This is a genomic window from Microcoleus sp. CZ3-B2, assembly GCF_036705055.1.
Classification (GTDB): domain Bacteria; phylum Cyanobacteriota; class Cyanobacteriia; order Cyanobacteriales; family Microcoleaceae; genus Microcoleus.
Genome location: NZ_JAUBTN010000061.1, coordinates 1 through 17,991 on the forward strand (window position 1 = coordinate 1; position 17,991 = coordinate 17,991).

The window sequence follows — 17,991 nt, forward strand, 5'->3', positions numbered from 1 at the left end:
CAAAATCAGGAGACGGCAGTGCCGTGTCCCTACAAATTGGGTGATAGTTACATTCCATCGGGCGATCGATCATTTTGGGGTAGGGAAACGGCATTGCCGTGTCCTCCATTGACGATAATTGTGGGGTAGGGAAACGGCACTGCCGTGTCCTCCATTGACGATCATTTTGTGGGGTAGGGAAACGGCACTGCCGTGTCCTCCATTGACGATCATTTTGTGGTAGGGAAACGGCACTGCCGTGTCCTCCATTGACGATCATTTTGTGGTAGGGAAACGGCACTGCCGTGTCCTCCATTGACGATGATTGTCGATGGTTATGTTCGATCGGACTCACAATTTTACCCATTACCCAAAATTAGGACACGGCATTGCCGTGTCCCTACAATTTTTATATTCCTACTATTCTATTTTTATACCATGCCTTACGACCCCCAAAAACACCACCGCCGTTCTGTTCGTCTTAAAGGATACGATTATACTCAACCCGGTGTTTATTACATTACCATTTGCACCGAGGCACGACAATGTATATTTGGCGAAGTGATTGACGGTAAAATGCAATTAAATTTTTTAGGTTATCTTGCCCACATTTGTTGGTTAGACATTCCCAATCATTTTTCCCGCTTTCAATTAGATACCTTTGTGATTATGCCCGATCATGTACATGGACTTTTGGCGATCGTTGACAATACCCCGGTAACGACACAGCAAAGGCGTGTCCCTACCCCCGAACAATTCGGTCAACCCGTTCGCGGTTCTATTCCTACCGCGATCCGTTCGTATAAAAGTGCTGTTACGAGATTCATTCATAGGTTCTGCGAAACAACAGAAGTTCCTGTATGGCAAGATGGTTTTTACGAATCAATAATCCGCGATCGAGAAATTTTGAATTGTAAAAGGCAATACATCATCAACAATCCTCAGCGTTGGGGCGACAATCCTCAGAAATTAGAACATCAAAAAAATCACCCTATTTTGCTAGATTTGCGTTTTTAAACATTGGTAAAAATACCGTTTGTAGGGCAACGGCACGGCGCCGTGTCCTCCATCGCCCCACCGGGCGATGGTTACATCCAATCCGGTGCGATTTTACCCGTTACCCGAAATCAGGACACGGCAGTGCCGTTTCCCTACAAATCACGCGATGGTTACATCCCGATCGCCCCAGCGATAATTTTGCCCTAGGGAAACGGCACGGCGCCGTGTCCTCCATCGCCCCACCGGGCGATGGTTACATCCAATCCGGTGCGATTTTACCCGTTACCCGAAATCAGGACACGGCAGTGCCGTTTCCCTACAAATCACGCGATGGTTACATCCCGATCGCCCCAGCGATAATTTTGCCCTAGGGAAACGGCACTGCCGTGTCCTCCATCGCCCCACCGGGCGATGGTTACATCCGAATCGGATCGCGCAATCAATTTTTACCCGTTACCCGAAATCAGGACACGGCGCCGTGCCGTTTCCCTACAAATTGGGTGATGGTTACATTCGATCGGGTACGATTTTACCCGTTACCCGAAATCAGGACACGGCACTGCCGTTTCCCTACTTAGTCGGCGCAATCTTCTCAATATTAATCAGCGCCTCCATCACCGACTCCACAATCGGCGCCGCCACCACACCCCCCGAACCGCCCTTGGGCTCATCAATCACCGCCAGCACCACATACTTAGGAGCTTCCACAGGCATTATCCCCACAAAGCTAGTAATAATCGCCTTGTGAGAATAACCCCCCCCAGCATTAGCTTTTTGAGCCGTACCCGTTTTCCCAGCAATCCGATAGCCGGGAATTTGTGCAGCTTTCCCCGTACCGCCATCCACCACAGTTTCCATCATTTCCAAAACCTGCTTAGTCGTTTCCGGCGAAAACACTTGCTTCGGAACAGCCCTCGGAAGCTTCCAAAAAGCTTGACCGTCGCGATCGAAAAGTCCCCGCACAACATGAGGAGTTACCAACTTACCACCGTTGGCCAAAGCTCCGTTAAGCTGCACCAACTGTATCGGAGTAATCGAAAAACCCTGACCAAAAGCAGTAGTAGCAACTTCCACCGGAGAATTAATAAATTGCTCTCGATTTTTAAGCTGACTCGTTACTTCAAAAGGCAAATCACTTCCTGCAGTTTGTCCCAGTCCAAGTTTTTCTAAAGCTTGATAGTAAAGAGAAGGTTTCATGCTTCTCATTACGTGCACCATCCCCACATTACTCGAATGTTTCAAAATATCTGTCACCGTAGAACGCCCGCGAGCGCCTGCTTGTTGGTAATCGGAATTTTGGATAGTCCAGCCATCAATATAAATCCGACCTTCGTCGTTAAATACAGTGTTAGGTTTGACCGCACCAGCTTCTAGGGCGATCGCCACATTAATCGCTTTAAAAGTCGAACCAGGCTCGTAAACATCAGTTACAGCCCAATTTTTATAGCGCGACAAATCGAAATTAAAATATTGATTTGGGTCATAGGTAGGTTCCGCTACCATTGACAACAATTCCCCGTTGCGGGCATCCATCACAATCACCGCCCCCCGCTTCGCCCCGTATTCCTTCATTTTGTCCTTGAGAGCAATCCGCGCCGCCCGCTGCAAGCGACTGTCGATCGTCAGTTGCAACTTCAAATCATCTAGCTGCACAAAACCAGCCGTCAGCCGATCGGGCACCCAATGTCCGTCGATCGACTTGCTAAATTGAATCGACGGCATTGATCGTTCCAGCAAATTCTGCTGACTGTACTCTACCCCAGCTTGTCCCTTCCGTTCCCCATCCACATAACCCAAAACATCCGCCGCCAACTCCTGCTGCGGGTAAAAACGCTGCTGCTGTCGCACCAACTCCAGCCCATCCACGGGAGTATGTTTAATTTGCATCCGCCCCACGCGATCGGCCACCTCTTGAGCCAGAGAATCGGCAATTGTAATACCCGTTTCGCCCAGATTAAACCGGCGCAGCAGTTCAGTTTCCGGCGTATTGCCCGGATTTCGTTCGATCGGCAGCATCGGAGCCAAGGTAGCGGCAACTTCAGCCTTTGTATGGTTGAACAGCTTCGGGTGAGCGTAGAGCGTGTACACCTGTCTGTCGATCGCCAAAACATTGCCCGCGCCGTCAACAATCGGGCGTCTCGGCACAAACGGCTTAGACTTGAGAGTTTGCTGCTGCTCGGCCTGTTTCCGCAGCGCCGGAGCCCGCGTCACCTGCAAATAAAACAAATTCACAGCCAACCCCAGCCCCCCCAGCATCAACACCGCCCACACAGCCCACAAGCGAAACTTGCTGCGTTTTAAACGCTCTAGGGGTGGCCGAGGCTGCCTGCTAGCAGTAGCAGAAACTCTAGGTTTGGTTGGTTGGCCCCACCAAGTGCCATCCCTCGACGCTTTTGGACGTTTAAAGTTCGGCGATCTGTAGCGGTCAAAACGGGGATCGTAGCTCATATAGCCTTTCTCAAAAAGGTGAGGAGTTGAGATTTTAGATTTTAGATTTTAGATTTTAGATTCTTCCACTTCACGAGGGAACAAGTTTGAGTAAAAAGCATTTTTTATTATAGTGCGAGCTTCCCCGCTCGCGTATTGTACTCGATCGGGGGAAGACGCTCATAGGAGAGCTCGAACTAGAAACCTGTTTTCTGGAAACGTTGCTATTGTGCTGTTTCAGGGGTGCTTCCTTTAACCGACACATCTGCAATGCCAAGATCGACCTCAATAGCCCAGTGGCGTTTCCTCGCCCGATCGATCCTTGATAGCCGGTTCTTCAGAATTTGGTGCCACCACACCGGGCGATCGGCGATCGGGAACCGGTTGCAAGAAAATCGTATCCGCAGGCTTCTGCGGCATCAAACCAGTTTCTGGGTTTTGGGCTTCCTTAGCAAGTTGGTGTTTCAACACTTCGCTAGCAGCAGTCAACTGCTGTTCGCGGAGTCGCAAAGTTTCCAGCTTTTGATACTCCTGACTCCACCGCTGCTCGCTGTAGACAGTCAAACCGTAGAGACTCAGAGCACCCCCTAAAAGCAGAAGCGCAACCGCTGACGAGGCGCGCTCCACCCGCAAAAGAGACCGGAGCCACATCGGCTGCCGCTGACGGTCGGGCATCACTTTCAGCACCGATGCTTCGGCGCGAGGCCGTGGCTGTGCCTCGGCGACCTCGTAGTTGGGCAATTGCGGCCCTGTCTTTGCCCGTCTAGCTCTAGCAATAGAAGTAACTTTGCTGTTGGGTTTCTCTGGGGCGGGCTTGTTGGTCGATCGAGAGCGGCGAGAATCCACGGATCTAATAGCAGCGGTCATAGAGTTCACCAATACGTAAAGTTGGTCAGTTTCAGCTTTATAACTTATCAAGAAACTGGGTTGAAAACCCCGTCCTTATAGGACAGCTTTAATTGTAACCTTTTGTTGCTGCATAAGTCAATATCTTGTGCCGACTGAGGTAGCATAAGTATGGAGGTAAAATAATGCTAGTTTTTGAGTTCAAAACATACGGAAAACCAAACCAGTTCAAAGCGGTAGATGAAGCAATTCGTACCGCTCAATTTGTTCGCAATAGTTGTTTGCGCTATTGGATGGACAATCCAAAAAAGAACAAATATGATTTGAATAAATACTGCGCGGTACTGGCAGCAACTTTTCCGTTTGCCGACGAACTCAATTCCCAAGCAAGACAGTCGAGTGCTGAACGCGCTTGGACTGCTATCTCCCGGTTCTATGAAAACTGCCAGAAAAAGATTCCTGGTAAAAAAGGCTATCCACAGTTCCAAAGAGACTGTCGTTCAGTTGAATACAAGGCAACTGGATGGAAGCTTGCAGACGACAGAAAGTCGATAACCTTCACTGATAAAAAGGGTATTGGTAAACTCAAACTAAAAGGTACACGCGACTTGCATTTCTACTCCTTCACCCAAATCAAAAGGGTTCGATTGGTGAAACGTGCGGACGGTGTATACGCCCAACTCTGTATTGATGTTGACAGGAAGGAAAATACATCCCCGACGGGGAATACCATCGGACTCGATGTTGGATTGAAAGAATACTACACCGATTCAAATGGAGTTAAGGTGGAAAACCCTAGATTCCTGAGAAGAGGCGAACGCATTCTCAAACGCAGTCAACGTCGAGTATCGAGAAAGGTTAAAGGTTCAAATAATAGAGGCAAGGCTAGGCAGATTCTAGGTAAGCGCCATCTCAGAATAAGTAGGCAGCGTAAAGACCATGCCATAAAGCTGGCAAGGTGCGTAGTTCAGTTCAACGACTTGATAGCTTACGAAGATTTGAGAATTAAAAACATGGTGCAGAATCATTGCTTAGCTAAGTCTATCAACGACGCATCTTGGTATCAGTTCCGTGTTTGGCTAGAATATTTCGGAAAAGTATTCGAGCACGTAACGGTTGCGGTAAATCCGCAATACACAAGCCAAGAATGCTCGCGTCTGCGGTGTAATCGTAAAGAAAACGCTATCTACAAGAACGCACGTCTGTAAGTGCGGTTGTATTTTAGATCGTGATGAAAATGCAGCTAGAAACATCCTAAGTCGGGGATTAGGTACGGTAGGGCATACCGGAACCTTTGGTCTTGAGCCAAATAACGCTTCGGGAGAATTGACCTCTACTGTTGTTGGAGAAATCCTGCCTCAGCAAGTTAGCTCGTAGATCGAAGAATCCCCATGCCTTCAGGCTGGGGAGTGTCAAAACTTATTCAGTTTACCGCTGTATCTTGCCGGAGGCAACAGCCAAAGCCTGCCGAGCTTCAAGTATATGGAACTGGACAATCAATATCTGGGAACTATAACAATCTGTCGATCGATTTAAATAACTGCTTCCCAGGCTCTTTTGGGGAGCCAATATCACTCTTGAAGAGCCTCACTTAATAAAAAGGTAGGCTCTTCCTCGCCTGTGGGCCCTGCTTGCCCTCGAACTGGTAACGAGTCAATAATTTAGGATTGCCATAGCATTTCGTACCGTGGGGCAGGCGGGAACCTTAAAAGCCTCTGGAGACATCGACACTCTCCATTGAGTCAGGAAATTCCTCGCCGGCATCGCCGAGTCGCCGAAAGAGGAAACCCAGAGAGCGATCTTGCGAATCTCCGTGCCTTTAGCGATCGTGATGATGTCAATAAACATACCTGATAAACCAACTAACCCAGCCTGCGATCGGTCACTTTGACTTGAGAATTTGCAAAAAAAAAATAAATCTTTGCCGGTTCCCCAGAATCTATGTGAAATTAATTAACAAATGCAGTATTGTAATCAACGAGCGAATCGTCGATCTATTCGTGCCAGCATTGTTTCTCAAGTACACTATTCCCTTCCTTGCGATGGGTTTTGAATGTTTAAGGAGTGTTTATGAACAAGGGATTAATTCGTTTGACTTTGGTAGTGGGCTTGGCAGCAGCCCTCGGAGCCTGTGGCGGTGAAACCACCACTACTCCTACTCCCGGCGGTACTGACACCACTACTACTCCTCCTCCTGTTACTTCTCCAGTACCGAAGGAATCTCCAAAAGCTACTCCAGGCGCTGGTGCAACAGTTGCCCCTAAAAAGTCTCCCTAACTATAGCTATATCGGAGTCTAGGCCCAACCAGCCTAGCCTGCGGGTGAAAAAGGTTTGCTCCTCGCATTTTTTCATCTCCTCAGTCTAGGCCTCAAGTTGGGTGTTAATTTTTGTGTGATGCTTTTACTACAGTTCAGTACCTCCCCTTACTGTCGCAAAGTCCGCTTAGCGCTCGGTTACAAGGGCATTCCCTTTCAAGTCGAAAATTTGACTCCAGGCCTCCACGTTTTGAAACTCAAGCCTCTGACGGGGGGTTTGAGGACAGTGCCGGTACTGTTGCCTCAACTCGAAGGTCAACCCTCGGCGATCGCCGACTCTACACAAATTTTGCACTCGATCGAGTCTCGCTTTCCATCGCCGCCGCTGTTACCCGCAGACGAGAGTTTGCAACTAGAGGCTTGGACGATCGAAGACTGGCTCGATGAAAGCATCGGCATCGCTACTCGATTTGTTTACTACGAGTTTCGCGCCGGTGCGGGCAAACAAATTGACCCCTCTGTTTTAAGCCAATTAGTAATTCAATTGGCGCGCCGCCAGTTCGGTATTAACCCAGCCTCAGCAAAACTCGCCCAATTGCGGCTGAGTGCTGCTTTAGATTTTTTGCACCTGCGCTGGCAGGATGGTGCTTATTTGGTAGGCGATTCCTTGAGCGTGGCAGATATTACTGCTGCCGCCCTGCTGAGTCCTTTAGCTTTGATTCCTCAATACCGCACTGACTATCCTTGGCTGTTCGATCGCATTGCCCAAATCCACGAACTTTGCGGCGAAACCCTGCCTCCAGGATTTTAAAATCTACCTGTCGGGCGATCGCCCGTGCCTAAAAATTCCACTTATCTTAGCAGGCGGGAAGACCCCCGCTCTATCTGTACCCAGATGAGCGACGGGATGAAAGCCGCGTATATTTAGTAGACTCAATACCTACTAAATATACATTTACTGGAATACTTATTGCAAGTAAATCCTGTTATAATAACTCTATGCTAAGCATGACTTACCACTATCGCATATATCCAAATGCCACCCAACAGGAAAAACTGTCTGGGTGGATGGAAACGTGCAGAGTGGCTTATAACTATGCGTTAGCAGAGTTCAAAGACTGGTGTAATAGTAGGAAATGGTTGATGAATCGATGTTCCATAAAACACGAATACATCATGCCGGCCGACCGGCCATTCCCGGGCGAACTCAAACAACTTAACGCATTGCCAAAAACAAAGAAAGTATTTCCCCGATTAGGTGAAGTTCCTTCTCAAGTCTTACAGCAAGCCGTAAAGCAGTTACATCGAGGATGGGAATCTTTTCAACCAAGAGGGACTGGGTTTCCTCGGTTTAAGAAGTATGGGCAATTTAAGTCTCTACTATTTCCACAGTTTAAAAAATCTCCTATATCTGGCAATACGCTCCTTTTACCTAAGATTGGCGATATTAAGATTAATTTGCATAGACCGATCCCAGATGGTTTCGCAATTAAGCAAGTACGCATAATCAAAAAAGCTGATATCTGGTATGCCAGTATTAGTATTCAATCTGATGTTAATGTACCCGATCCCATGCCTCATGGTCATGCGATTGGTGTAGACATTGGCTTAGAAAAGTTTCTCGCTACGAGTGATGGTGTTCTCGTCAAACCGCACAAATTTTTGAGAAAAATGCAAAGCAAGCTGAAATCGCTGCAACGCAGATTATCTAGGAAAAAGAAACGGTCAAAAAATTACGAGAAGCAACGCATCAAAGTAGCGCGGATACACCACATAATTGACAATACCCGCAAAGATTTTCACTTTAAACAAGCTCATGCTCTCTGTGAGTCTGCTGACATGATATTCATGGAAGATCTAGACTTTCGGATTATGGCTAAGGGGATGCTGGGCAAACATATGCTGGATGGTGGATTTGGACAATTTCGTTCTATCGTCAAATATGTTTGTTGGAAGTTAGGAAAATTCTTTGCAGAAGTCAGTAGCCTCAGAACAAGTCAGGAATGCCCTGAATGTGGTGCGACCGTTAAAAAAAACCTGAAAGTAAGAGTTCATCATTGTCCTGAATGTGGGTTCACCATTGACAGAGATGTTGCTTCAGGTTTAGTAATTCGTAACCGAGGGATTGCCCTGATTAGTACCGATGGATGGTCGGGAAAGGAAACTGTCTGTGCAGGCGATCGAGCGGGGGCCCAAAAGTCTAGCCAAGTGCGGAAATCCCGTCAGGGAGCAACCAGAAAATCTAAGAAGTGATTCTTGGAAGCCAGCACTGTACCGCCCAAGCGGTCAGTATCTGGAGATGTCACTCATCATCAAGTGTCTAGCATCCTGAAACTAGAAACAGTGTAAATACCACATAACGCAGAAAAAGTCAATAATCTTTTGACAAAACTCTAAAATTTTCAATTTGTTTTAAGATTCATATACTAAGAGACGAGCAGTAAGATGAAAGCTCGATCGCCAGCAAAACAATCCGATTGCCTGCTGTGCGGGCAAAGGGGCGCGCGCGGCAGCCGCAGCACCGGCAAAATCATGCTAATCAGTGGTAGGATGAGCAATCAAAAATGTATCTAAATGTAAAGTGCTGCGGCGCTCTAGGTTTTGAAAGCCATTTAGTTAAAAGATTCAGGTAGGTAGTTTTATGCCCGCGACCGTACCCTTTGAACAGATTGACCGTATTGTTGGGAATCAGCACCACGATCCCTTTGAAGTCCTAGGCCCCCACACGATCGAAAATAATGGCAAAAAAGTCTGGGCCGTCCGAGCTTATCTGCCCAATGCGGATGCGGTATCGGTAGTATTGCCGGAGTCGAGGGCCCAATACCCGATGAAATCCGAGCATCACCCTCACTTTTTTGAATGTACGATCGAAACTCCAGAACTAGCAAACTATCAACTGCGGGTCAAAGAAGGAGAACACGAACGTTTTATCTACGACCCCTACGCATTTCGATCGCCCAAACTCACAGAATTTGACCTTCACCTATTCTCAGAAGGCAACCACCACCGGATTTACGAAAAACTTGGCGCGCACTTCACCGAAGTAGACGGAATCACAGGAGTATATTTTGCCGTTTGGGCTCCGAATGCCCGCAACGTATCAGTTTTAGGCGATTTCAACTCTTGGGACGGCCGCAAACATCAAATGCGGAAATCTCAAAACGGCATCTGGGAATTATTCATTCCGGGACTAACCGTGGGAACTCACTACAAATACGAAGTGAAAAACCAAGACGGACATCCCTATGAAAAGTCCGACCCTTACGGTTTCCAGCAAGAAGTGCGGCCGAAAACAGCATCAATTGTCACCGACTTAGATAACTACACTTGGCACGACAGCGCTTGGATCGAACAGCGGCGGCACACAGACCAACTGACTCAGCCAGTTTCGGTTTACGAATGCCACATCGGTTCTTGGCTGCACGCCGGTACAGACGAACCCGCGATGCTGCCAAATGGTGACATAGAACCAGCAGTTGCGGTTTCAGAACTCAAACCAGGGGCGCGGTTTCTGACTTATCGAGAATTGGCCGCGAAGCTGATTCCCTACGTCAAAGATTTGGGATTCACTCACATCGAATTGCTGCCCATCGCCGAACATCCCTTCGACGGTTCCTGGGGCTATCAAGTAACCGGCTATTTCGCCCCAACTTCCCGCTACGGCACACCCGAAGATTTCATGTATTTTGTTGACCAGTGTCACGCCAGTGGCATTGGCGTACTCGTGGACTGGGTACCGGGGCATTTCCCCAAAGACGGCCACGGTTTAGCATTCTTTGATGGAACTCACTTGTACGAACACGCCGATCCCCGCAAGGGCGAGCACAAAGAGTGGGGAACGCTAGTCTTTAACTACGGCCGCAACGAAGTTAGAAATTTCCTAGTATCAAACGCTCTGTTCTGGTTTGACAAGTATCACATCGACGGAGTTCGGGTAGATGCAGTAGCTTCCATGCTGTATTTGGATTACTGCCGGGAACCAGGAGAATGGCTGACCAACCAGTACGGCGGCCGCGAAAATATCGAAGCGGCAGATTTTCTGCGGCAGGTGAATCACGTCATTTTTAGCTATTTCCCAGGATCGCTGTCGATCGCCGAAGAATCAACCTCTTGGCCGATGGTATCTTGGCCGACCTATGTAGGGGGCTTAGGCTTCAACCTGAAGTGGAACATGGGTTGGATGCACGATATGCTCGACTACTACCATATGGATCCGTGGTTCCGCCAGTTTCACCAGAACAACATAACTTTCAGTATGTGGTACAACCACAGCGAGAATTTCATGCTGGCTTTGTCTCACGACGAAGTAGTCCACGGCAAGGCCCACATCATCGGCAAAATGCCTGGAGACGAATGGCAAAAGTTTGCAAACGTGCGGTGTTTGTTTACTTTTATGTTTGCTCATCCCGGAAAGAAAACGATGTTTATGGGGATGGAGTTCGGCCAGTGGCATGAGTGGAACGTTTGGGGGGATTTGCAGTGGGATTTGCTGCAATTTGAACCGCACCAAAAGTTGAAGCTGTTTTTTAAGGATTTGAATCATTTGTATCGCAGCGAAACTGCACTTTACAGTCAAGATTTTGCTGAGGATGGGTTTGAGTGGATTGATTGCAGCGACAACCGGCACAGCGTGGTAGCCTTTGTGCGCCGCGAGAAGGATGGCGATGAGTTTGTGGTAACGGTGTGCAATTTTACGCCGCAGCCACACTCTCACTATCGCGTAGGAGTGCCGGAACCTGGTTTCTATACGGAGTTGTTTAACAGCGACGCGCGGGAGTACGGGGGCAGCAATATGGGGAATTTGGGAGGTAAGTGGACTGATGAGTGGTGGTTCCACAACAGCCCTTATTCGATCGACTTGTGTTTGCCGCCTTTGGGGGTGTTGATCTTAAAGATCGATCGAGAAAAAACAGGATTGCGTAGTGCTCAATAGTTTTGAGTAGGGGCGTAGATACTGTTGACCCAAATTTACGCCAAATTTTCTCAATCTACTCATCTCTGTATGAGAGATACCATTTTGCACAAATAATGCAACAGTATTTGTAGGGTGCGTCGCTCTCTTTCAATCCCTCAATTTAATCGACAATCTTATAGCGACGCACCTTACACATCTGGCAGAACAAACAACCCTCCGTTTTACTCCACCCAACAATTGTTATGTCTTAGCCCCCTCCAAAGAATCGGGGGAGTTGGGGGGTAATATCTAGCGCTACTTTATGAAATTGGTATTACTGCGGCTAATAGACCGGAGATAATATAGCCTTTCGAGCGTAATATGAGGTGCTCTCGCGGCCCGCGCAGGGCATCGGCCCGCGCAGGGCATCGGCCCGCGCAGGGCATACCTCACCAAGCTTGAGAACCGCCATATCACAAATTATCTACAATTATCTGCTATAGGGTGTGTTTATGAGTCTTTCATTTGCCGTTTATGTATTGAGCGAAGACTTATGCAAAAAATCTAAAAATAATTTATTTTAGATAGAAAATGGAAGCCATACTTGTTCAAATAGCTATTACTTTCGCGAGATTTATTAGCTTAAATATTCGATGAAACTTGAGGGGATTCAACTTTCACAACTTCGGAAATAGGTTGTTCTTCCCCTGCACTTAAATTCGGCAGCGGCATATGTTTCATTTCCCAAACCTTTAGCAAAATTAGATATTCATAAAAAGCTTGTAGCGTGCACCAAGCTAATCCCGCTTGACCGTCAAGAAATCCGCCGAGTAAAATATACATATAAAAAAAGCGTACCACAGGCCGCAAAGGCAAGCGCAAAGAAAAATCTTTCAAAGCGCGCCGCCTTTCTACCTCCGATGCGCCAAACAATAAATCCCACCAATTTACTTGACCCGCTGCTAATTGGCGGAGAGTTTCAGCAGCTTCGTCAGTCGAGTAGCGGTTGTGCTTTTCTATCCAGCGAGAAAGACCTTTGCTGCAAGTATAATGAGGGTAGGTTTCTTTTAAAAAGTGAGTCGGCCCGTTGCAGACTTCCCGTTCGGTGTGACCGTAGTCAGAAAACCACACTCGGTCTTTGCGAAACAGGCGCATTTGATAGCGGGGATATTGAGTGCTGCGGCGAATCCAGCGCTCCATAAATATTACTTTTTCAGCTACGTAATAGCCGATATATTCTTGATTTTCGATCGCCTTTGAGCATTCAGCAAACAGTGCAGGCGTCATCCGCTCGTCAGCTTCGAGGATGTAAACCCATTCGTACTTGCATTCTACTTCTTGGAGCATCCAAGTCCGCTGGCGTCCGTGACTTTCAAAGCGGTGCTGCACTGTTTGCACGGGATAGTTCTGAACAATCTCAAGGGTGCGATCGCTGCTGAAAGAATCAACTACAATGATATCGTCACAAAGCATTGCCGATTCTATGCAAGCGGCGATATCAATCTCTTCGTTGTAAGTCAGAATATAAATTGAGAACATTCCCAGCTTTCAGTAAGGGCAAACTATAGATGAAGTCATTAGTCATTAGTCATTAGTCATTAGTCATTAGTCATTAGTCATTAGTCATTAGTCATTAGTCATTAGTCATTAGTCATGTTTTGCTGTCCCCCCCGAGCTTTCCGTTATTAGTGCTGTCTCCCCCGAGCTTTCCGTCCAACGTCATCAGGTAGAAGATAGAAGATAGAAGATAGAAGGTAGAAGGCTCTTCGACACTTCGTCGAAGGGTTCAGTGCAACGCTTCGTGGTTCCTGATTCCTTCGACTGCGCGAGCGGATAAACGCAGTCCTTGGGGAGGAACCGAGAAGAAGTCGATGTGAAAATGCAAGAAAATTAATGGCTTCAGTCATTAATAAGGTCGTAACTGCCAGGAGCGTTTGCTATGTTCAGCAGATTAAGTATTTCTCGCAAGATATCTTGAATTACGGGTTCTAGGGGCTGGCGTAGGTCAACTTTTGCGGCGACCGAATCGCAAAATTCCCATACTTCTCAATCCTGTCCAACCAACAGTAATGTAGCCGATCGCCAACAACAAACTGCTGATTCCCGTCTGCAAACTCGAATTTCTCGATCGAGTTCTCAACTCTTTCTCTTTTTGTTGCTTGCGGGTGCGAATCTCGTTGCGAGCTTGAACGGGCAGTTCTTGGGCTTGCTGTTCCAAAAACTTGTCAAGGGCTTTCGGGTCCTTTTTCGAGTCCTGAAGCACAGCTTTCAATTCCTTGGGAACATCTGGACTCTTGAGTGCCTCTTGCAGCTTCCCCTCATCTTGCAACAGCGCGCCTATCTGGCTGCGGCGCTGGCTTTTGAGTTGTTCTACCTGAGCTTTAAACTGGTCGCTTTTAATTTGCGCCTCTAGTTGATTTTCGGCTTGTCCCGCTTCCTTATCGACTTGAGCCAGAGCATCCTTGAGTTCCAAGCGAGTATTGTTGAGGTGAACGGGAACCAGCAACAAGTAAATTAGCCCTAACAAGCTGGAAATCAATAGCGCCCAGAATCGCAAGTCAACCCAAATATTACGCCGCTCAATAGAGACTCCGCTGCTGCTGTCCACCCAAAAGCCTGTCATCAGCAGGGCGATACCCATCAAAGGAATAATGCCCCGGTCAACTATCTGAGTTGCTGCGGCCAACTGCCAGCCTCGATTCATAATGTCGGAGGCTTCTCCCGGCAGCGATAGAACAATGCAGTCAAGCAAAGCAGACAGAATCAAGATAATTCCGACTACTTTTAGAGTTCGAGCTGCTACTGAAGAAAATTGACGGTTGTTAGTTGCTTTCATAATTCCTGTTAGATGATTCTACACCGTTAGATTCAACGAAATTTTGTTTAATGGGTTAAGTGGTAAGAGGGATCATACCCCTTTTTGATTGGTGCCTTGGGGATCTTCGATCGGGGAATCAATGATGAGCTAAGGGTTGGGAGCTAGCCAGCAGTTGCGTTGTTTTTGGGGAACAGGTATTAGTTTCTCATACTCGCTTGTTGATTCGCCTGCGGGGTTCACGGGTGGCAGCCCGCGTCACACGATCGCGCGAGGTTCAGTTTCTTGCTCTCTCTGTGGAAACAGAAATCCTGAAGGTGAAAACCGCCTTTAAGACGGGAAACTCCGCAGACGAATCAAACTCTCCCCCATTTTATGAGTTGGGAAGCCCCAATCAGAAGCAAGGCCGATCGGGCACTTCACGTTATTTTCCACCAAAATAGCTCGATCGGGTACTCGCTTCCACTTTACCCCGGTTTTCACAGGCTCTCGCCGGGCCGCCATTAAGCGCGAGTTGCTGCACGCTCTTTTGGCGAGTTGGGCCGCCGGAGGCAGCGCGCTATGTCCGGTGGCTGTGGAACTTGTGGATATTCCCCATGCCGTGCTGGAAGGATTCTGCAAAGAGTCCCAAGTTGGACGTTCCCTCGTGGCGATGGAACTGCCGTTACTGAATTCCACTGAGGATTGATTTTGAGGGCTTGAACACCAGTCGAATAGTTAGGGTACATCGCGATTTAACTGAGTGGCACGGTATCCATCTGTTTGGCAAATTGCAGATACACGAATAGAATTTTTTATCCTGTATCTAAATCAGCGAAATAGAAAATAAATTTTATTTATGATTTTTTTTAAAAGAAATCAATAATTGCTAATCATTCATTTTCAACTAATAAAAATTTGCGGATATAGTGCTTGATTGTTTGAGGAAAAAGGTACAATCGATCGCATTTTTTGGTAGGATGATTCATCGCTGTTCAAATTTCCTAGTGGTGGATGTAATGATTTCTGGTGTTTACACGTTGAGAGAACTCGCAGCAGCGATCGCATCCGCTCCCGATAACTGGCGTCCGATCGTGTTTACTAACGGGTGCTTCGATATCCTGCACGCTGGCCACGTCCGCTATTTGCAGGCGGCAAAAAATTTGGGACGGACGCTAGTTGTGGGCTTGAATAGCGACAAAAGCGTGCAAGCTATCAAACCGCAACAGCCGGGATTGCCGCCGCGCCCGATCGTACCGGAAAATCAGCGAGCCGAAGTATTGGCAGCCCTCAAACCCGTAGACGCGGTAGTAATTTTTTCCGAAATTACAGCAACTAAACTGATAAATATCCTGAAGCCAGATATATACGTTAAAGGAGGCGACTATCAACTCGAAACTCTGCCGGAAGCACCCGCTGTTATCGCCGGAGGCGGCAAGATTTCTTTGATCGAAATAGAAGTTCCTAGTTCTACGAGTGCGATCGTCCAACGCATTTTGCAGTTAGGTACTTAACCCTCGCTTGCAAACAGCAAATAGTGAGTTAAACTCATAAACTGCCCCATCAAAAACACTCAAGTGTGGCTTCTCGTACAACTTCATCCCAATGGCTAAGCAGGAGATAATTTCAATGGAACTCACCAGCAATAACACGATCGTGGAAATTCTCGAAAGACACAAAGCAGAGTTACTAGCAGACTGGCTCAAAGAACTGCAAAATACCGGGCTGCGGCGGGACGACTTGATGAGAGCTAAAGAATTGCGATCCGAGTGTCAAGAGTTCCTGCAATTGCTCCAAATAGCATTGCAGCAGGGTAACTTTAGCGACATCCAGACACCAGAGTGGGAAAATATGCGGCTGATGCTGGCAGAAGTTTCGCGATCGCGCGTTCAGAGGGGCTTTACGCCGTCAGAGATCGCGAGTTTCATTTTATGCTTCAAAAAGCCATTGTTCGATCGGCTTTGTCACGAATTGACACAAAACCGCGACGCACTTGTCGAAAAACTTTGGCTTTCCACCAGCTTACTAGACCAACTAGGCCTTTGGGTGACAGAAATCTTTCTCAAAGCTCGCGAAGAAGTAATCGAACGCCAGCAGCAAGAAATGCTCGAATTGTCAACACCAGTAGTCAAACTTTGGGAAGGAATTCTTGCTTTACCCATGATCGGGACTCTCGACAGCGCCCGCACTCAAATAGTCATGGAAACTCTGTTACAGGAAATCATGGAAACTGGCTCAGAATTTGCAATTTTAGACATTACAGGCGTGCCGACTGTTGACACTTTAGTCGCTCAACATTTATTAAAAACCGTCGCGGCCGCCCGTCTCATGGGTACTGAGTGCATCATCAGCGGCATTCGCCCGCAAATAGCTCAAACCATTGTTCATTTGGGAGTTGACTTGCAAGATATTTTGACAAAAGCAACTTTAGCAGATGCTTTTAAAGTCGCCTTGCAGCGCCAAGGTTTAATTATAAGAAATCTGAAAGAGGAAAAATAACAAATATTGTAGTCTGGTGTAACGTCGGCGGTGCGCTTGGTTAATTGGTAATGGGGAGCGGATAATCGGAAAAAAGCTCGCCCGCCGCCTATTTCACACAAATTGAGAACCGCTATATTGTCTCCAGTCTCAAGTTTTATTCAATTCAAAGCTCAAGGCAAGGTGAATTTATGATGGAACGGATTCCGATCCTGCAAATGGGAGAATTTTTGTTAGTCACAATTCAAGTAGATATGCACGATCGCTTGGCAATGATGCTGCAAGACGACTTGACGAACCGGATAGTCAAAACCGGAGCAAAAGGTGTTTTGATAGAAATTTCTTCTCTGGAAATTGTAGATTCTTTTATCGGCAGAATTCTCAACAATATTGCTACCATGTCGCGTATATTGGATGCGGAAACAGTTGTGGTTGGGATGCAGCCTGCGGTGGCAATTACGCTGGTTGAATTGGGGCTTTCTCTGACAGGAATTCGCACAGCTTTAAGTGTTGAAAAAGGGATGAATTTGTTGCATAAGTCCTTGGGTTTTCCTACGGATTTAGGATTGCGATCCGTTGATTGATTGTTCCGCAATTTAGGGGCAATAGGTGAATAAATCTGGTTTATTTGTAGATAGTTTGTTGACTAATTCAAGATTGATTGTGGGAAACTTGGTCGATCGGGGTAGGTCTTATGTTTTGTGGAGAAATTCTATTTTGGTACAGTAGCCGCCATGTCAAAACGTGAGACATTAGAAATTCGATCGTCCTCCGATATAGTCAACGTCCGACAGCAAGTGCGAACTTTGGCTGTAGCAATGGGATTCGGCTTGGTAGACCAAACAAAAATCGTTACTGCAGCTAGCGAACTCGCCCGCAATACTGTAGACTACGGCAAAGGGGGAACGGTAACTTTAGAAACGATCCAATCAGGTAAGCGCACAGGGCTGCGGCTGATATTTGAAGACAAAGGCCCGGGAATTCCAGACATTGAATTGGCTATGACTGACGGTTATACTTCCAATCGCGGTTTGGGTTTGGGCCTTAGCGGTTCTAAGCGGTTGATGCACGAGTTTGAGATTGTTTCTAAAGTGGGTAAGGGGACTAAAATTGCGATCGTCCGCTGGCGGTGAAAGAGTAGATGGGGAGTGGAGGATATTGAGCGAAATTGAGCGAGATTGGGCGAGAAACCGGGTTTATTCGAGTTGGGCGTTGGGTGACGAAAAGTATTCCAATAAACCCGGTTTCTGAGATGATGAGTAATATCGTTTCCGGTTGGATCGTCAGGTGATTTAACCGCAGAGCACACAGAGTACAC

At 47.3% G+C, this 17,991-nt stretch carries 16 protein-coding genes and 1 pseudogene; 12 read left to right on the forward strand and 5 right to left on the reverse strand.

Annotation, left to right across the window (positions count from 1 at the left end; genetic code table 11):
• The first annotated feature begins 417 nt into the window (after nt 1-417).
• From QUA97_RS22200 to QUA97_RS22210, 3 genes are read left to right on the forward strand one after another with little or no spacing between them, the layout of a single operon-like run.
• Entirely contained in the window at nt 418-996 is a 579-nt protein-coding gene (locus tag QUA97_RS22200) for a transposase (protein ID WP_333196095.1), read from the forward strand.
• 42 nt (nt 997-1,038) lie between these two features.
• Nucleotides 1,039-1,185, forward strand: a complete 147-nt coding sequence (locus tag QUA97_RS22205; RefSeq protein WP_333196096.1) for a hypothetical protein — start codon at nt 1,039-1,041, stop codon at nt 1,183-1,185.
• A gap of 17 nt (nt 1,186-1,202) precedes the next feature.
• Nucleotides 1,203-1,349 (forward strand): hypothetical protein, encoded by a 147-nt coding sequence (locus QUA97_RS22210; RefSeq protein ID WP_333196096.1) that lies wholly within the window; start codon nt 1,203-1,205, stop codon nt 1,347-1,349.
• A gap of 199 nt (nt 1,350-1,548) precedes the next feature.
• Here the strand turns inward: QUA97_RS22210 and QUA97_RS22215 are convergent, their stop codons facing one another.
• Together QUA97_RS22215 and QUA97_RS22220 are read right to left on the reverse strand one after the other, a co-directional pair.
• Entirely contained in the window at nt 1,549-3,426 is a 1,878-nt protein-coding gene (locus tag QUA97_RS22215; RefSeq protein WP_333196098.1) for a peptidoglycan D,D-transpeptidase FtsI family protein, read from the reverse strand.
• 264 nt (nt 3,427-3,690) lie between these two features.
• Nucleotides 3,691-4,272, reverse strand: a complete 582-nt coding sequence (locus QUA97_RS22220; protein ID WP_194067276.1) for a hypothetical protein — start codon at nt 4,270-4,272, stop codon at nt 3,691-3,693.
• A gap of 164 nt (nt 4,273-4,436) precedes the next feature.
• On the opposite strand from QUA97_RS22220, the pseudogene QUA97_RS22225 reads away from it, so the two are divergent.
• From QUA97_RS22225 to glgB, 5 genes and pseudogenes are all read left to right on the forward strand, one after another.
• A pseudogene (locus tag QUA97_RS22225) lies at nt 4,437-5,628 on the forward strand (RNA-guided endonuclease InsQ/TnpB family protein).
• Between the two features lie 693 nt (nt 5,629-6,321).
• The gene (locus QUA97_RS22230; RefSeq protein ID WP_194067277.1) at nt 6,322-6,528 is read left to right on the forward strand and encodes a serine protease; all 207 of its coding nucleotides are present in this window, start codon (nt 6,322-6,324) and stop codon (nt 6,526-6,528) included.
• A 118-nt stretch (nt 6,529-6,646) separates the two neighbouring features.
• Entirely contained in the window at nt 6,647-7,318 is a 672-nt protein-coding gene (locus tag QUA97_RS22235; RefSeq protein WP_333196100.1) for a glutathione S-transferase family protein, read from the forward strand.
• Between the two features lie 188 nt (nt 7,319-7,506).
• The gene (locus QUA97_RS22240) at nt 7,507-8,760 is read left to right on the forward strand and encodes an RNA-guided endonuclease InsQ/TnpB family protein (protein WP_333196102.1); all 1,254 of its coding nucleotides are present in this window, start codon (nt 7,507-7,509) and stop codon (nt 8,758-8,760) included.
• 388 nt (nt 8,761-9,148) lie between these two features.
• On the forward strand, nt 9,149-11,440 hold the full coding sequence (gene glgB, locus QUA97_RS22245) for a 1,4-alpha-glucan branching enzyme (RefSeq protein WP_333196104.1): 2,292 nt from the start codon (nt 9,149-9,151) through the stop codon (nt 11,438-11,440).
• 603 nt (nt 11,441-12,043) lie between these two features.
• Here the strand turns inward: glgB and QUA97_RS22250 are convergent.
• The 3 genes from QUA97_RS22250 to QUA97_RS22260 all read right to left on the reverse strand — a co-directional run bounded on the left by QUA97_RS22250 (nt 12,044) and on the right by QUA97_RS22260 (nt 14,894).
• Entirely contained in the window at nt 12,044-12,940 is an 897-nt protein-coding gene (locus QUA97_RS22250; RefSeq protein ID WP_333196107.1) for a glycosyltransferase family 2 protein, read from the reverse strand.
• Between the two features lie 466 nt (nt 12,941-13,406).
• Nucleotides 13,407-14,237, reverse strand: a complete 831-nt coding sequence (gene hpsJ-B, locus QUA97_RS22255) for a hormogonium polysaccharide biosynthesis protein HpsJ (protein ID WP_333196109.1) — start codon at nt 14,235-14,237, stop codon at nt 13,407-13,409.
• 309 nt (nt 14,238-14,546) lie between these two features.
• Nucleotides 14,547-14,894 carry a hypothetical protein gene (locus QUA97_RS22260; RefSeq protein WP_333196111.1) on the reverse strand — a complete coding sequence of 116 codons (348 nt, stop codon included), beginning with the start codon at nt 14,892-14,894 and terminating at the stop codon, nt 14,547-14,549.
• A gap of 320 nt (nt 14,895-15,214) precedes the next feature.
• Between QUA97_RS22260 and rfaE2 the strand changes: the two genes are divergently transcribed.
• The 4 genes from rfaE2 (at nt 15,215) to QUA97_RS22280 (ending at nt 17,806) form a co-directional block, all read left to right on the forward strand.
• Nucleotides 15,215-15,709: a D-glycero-beta-D-manno-heptose 1-phosphate adenylyltransferase gene (rfaE2, locus tag QUA97_RS22265; protein WP_194011752.1), complete on the forward strand. Its 495-nt coding sequence runs from the start codon at nt 15,215-15,217 to the stop codon at nt 15,707-15,709.
• A gap of 115 nt (nt 15,710-15,824) precedes the next feature.
• A complete protein-coding gene (locus QUA97_RS22270; protein ID WP_194011745.1) occupies nt 15,825-16,694 on the forward strand; it encodes an STAS domain-containing protein in 870 nt (289 codons plus the stop codon).
• 170 nt (nt 16,695-16,864) lie between these two features.
• Nucleotides 16,865-17,257 (forward strand): STAS domain-containing protein, encoded by a 393-nt coding sequence (locus QUA97_RS22275; protein ID WP_255515908.1) that lies wholly within the window; start codon nt 16,865-16,867, stop codon nt 17,255-17,257.
• Nucleotides 17,258-17,407: 150 nt separating this feature from the next.
• Complete coding sequence (locus tag QUA97_RS22280) at nt 17,408-17,806, forward strand: anti-sigma regulatory factor (protein WP_194069443.1); 399 nt, start codon at nt 17,408-17,410, stop codon at nt 17,804-17,806.
• Nucleotides 17,807-17,991 lie beyond the last annotated feature (185 nt).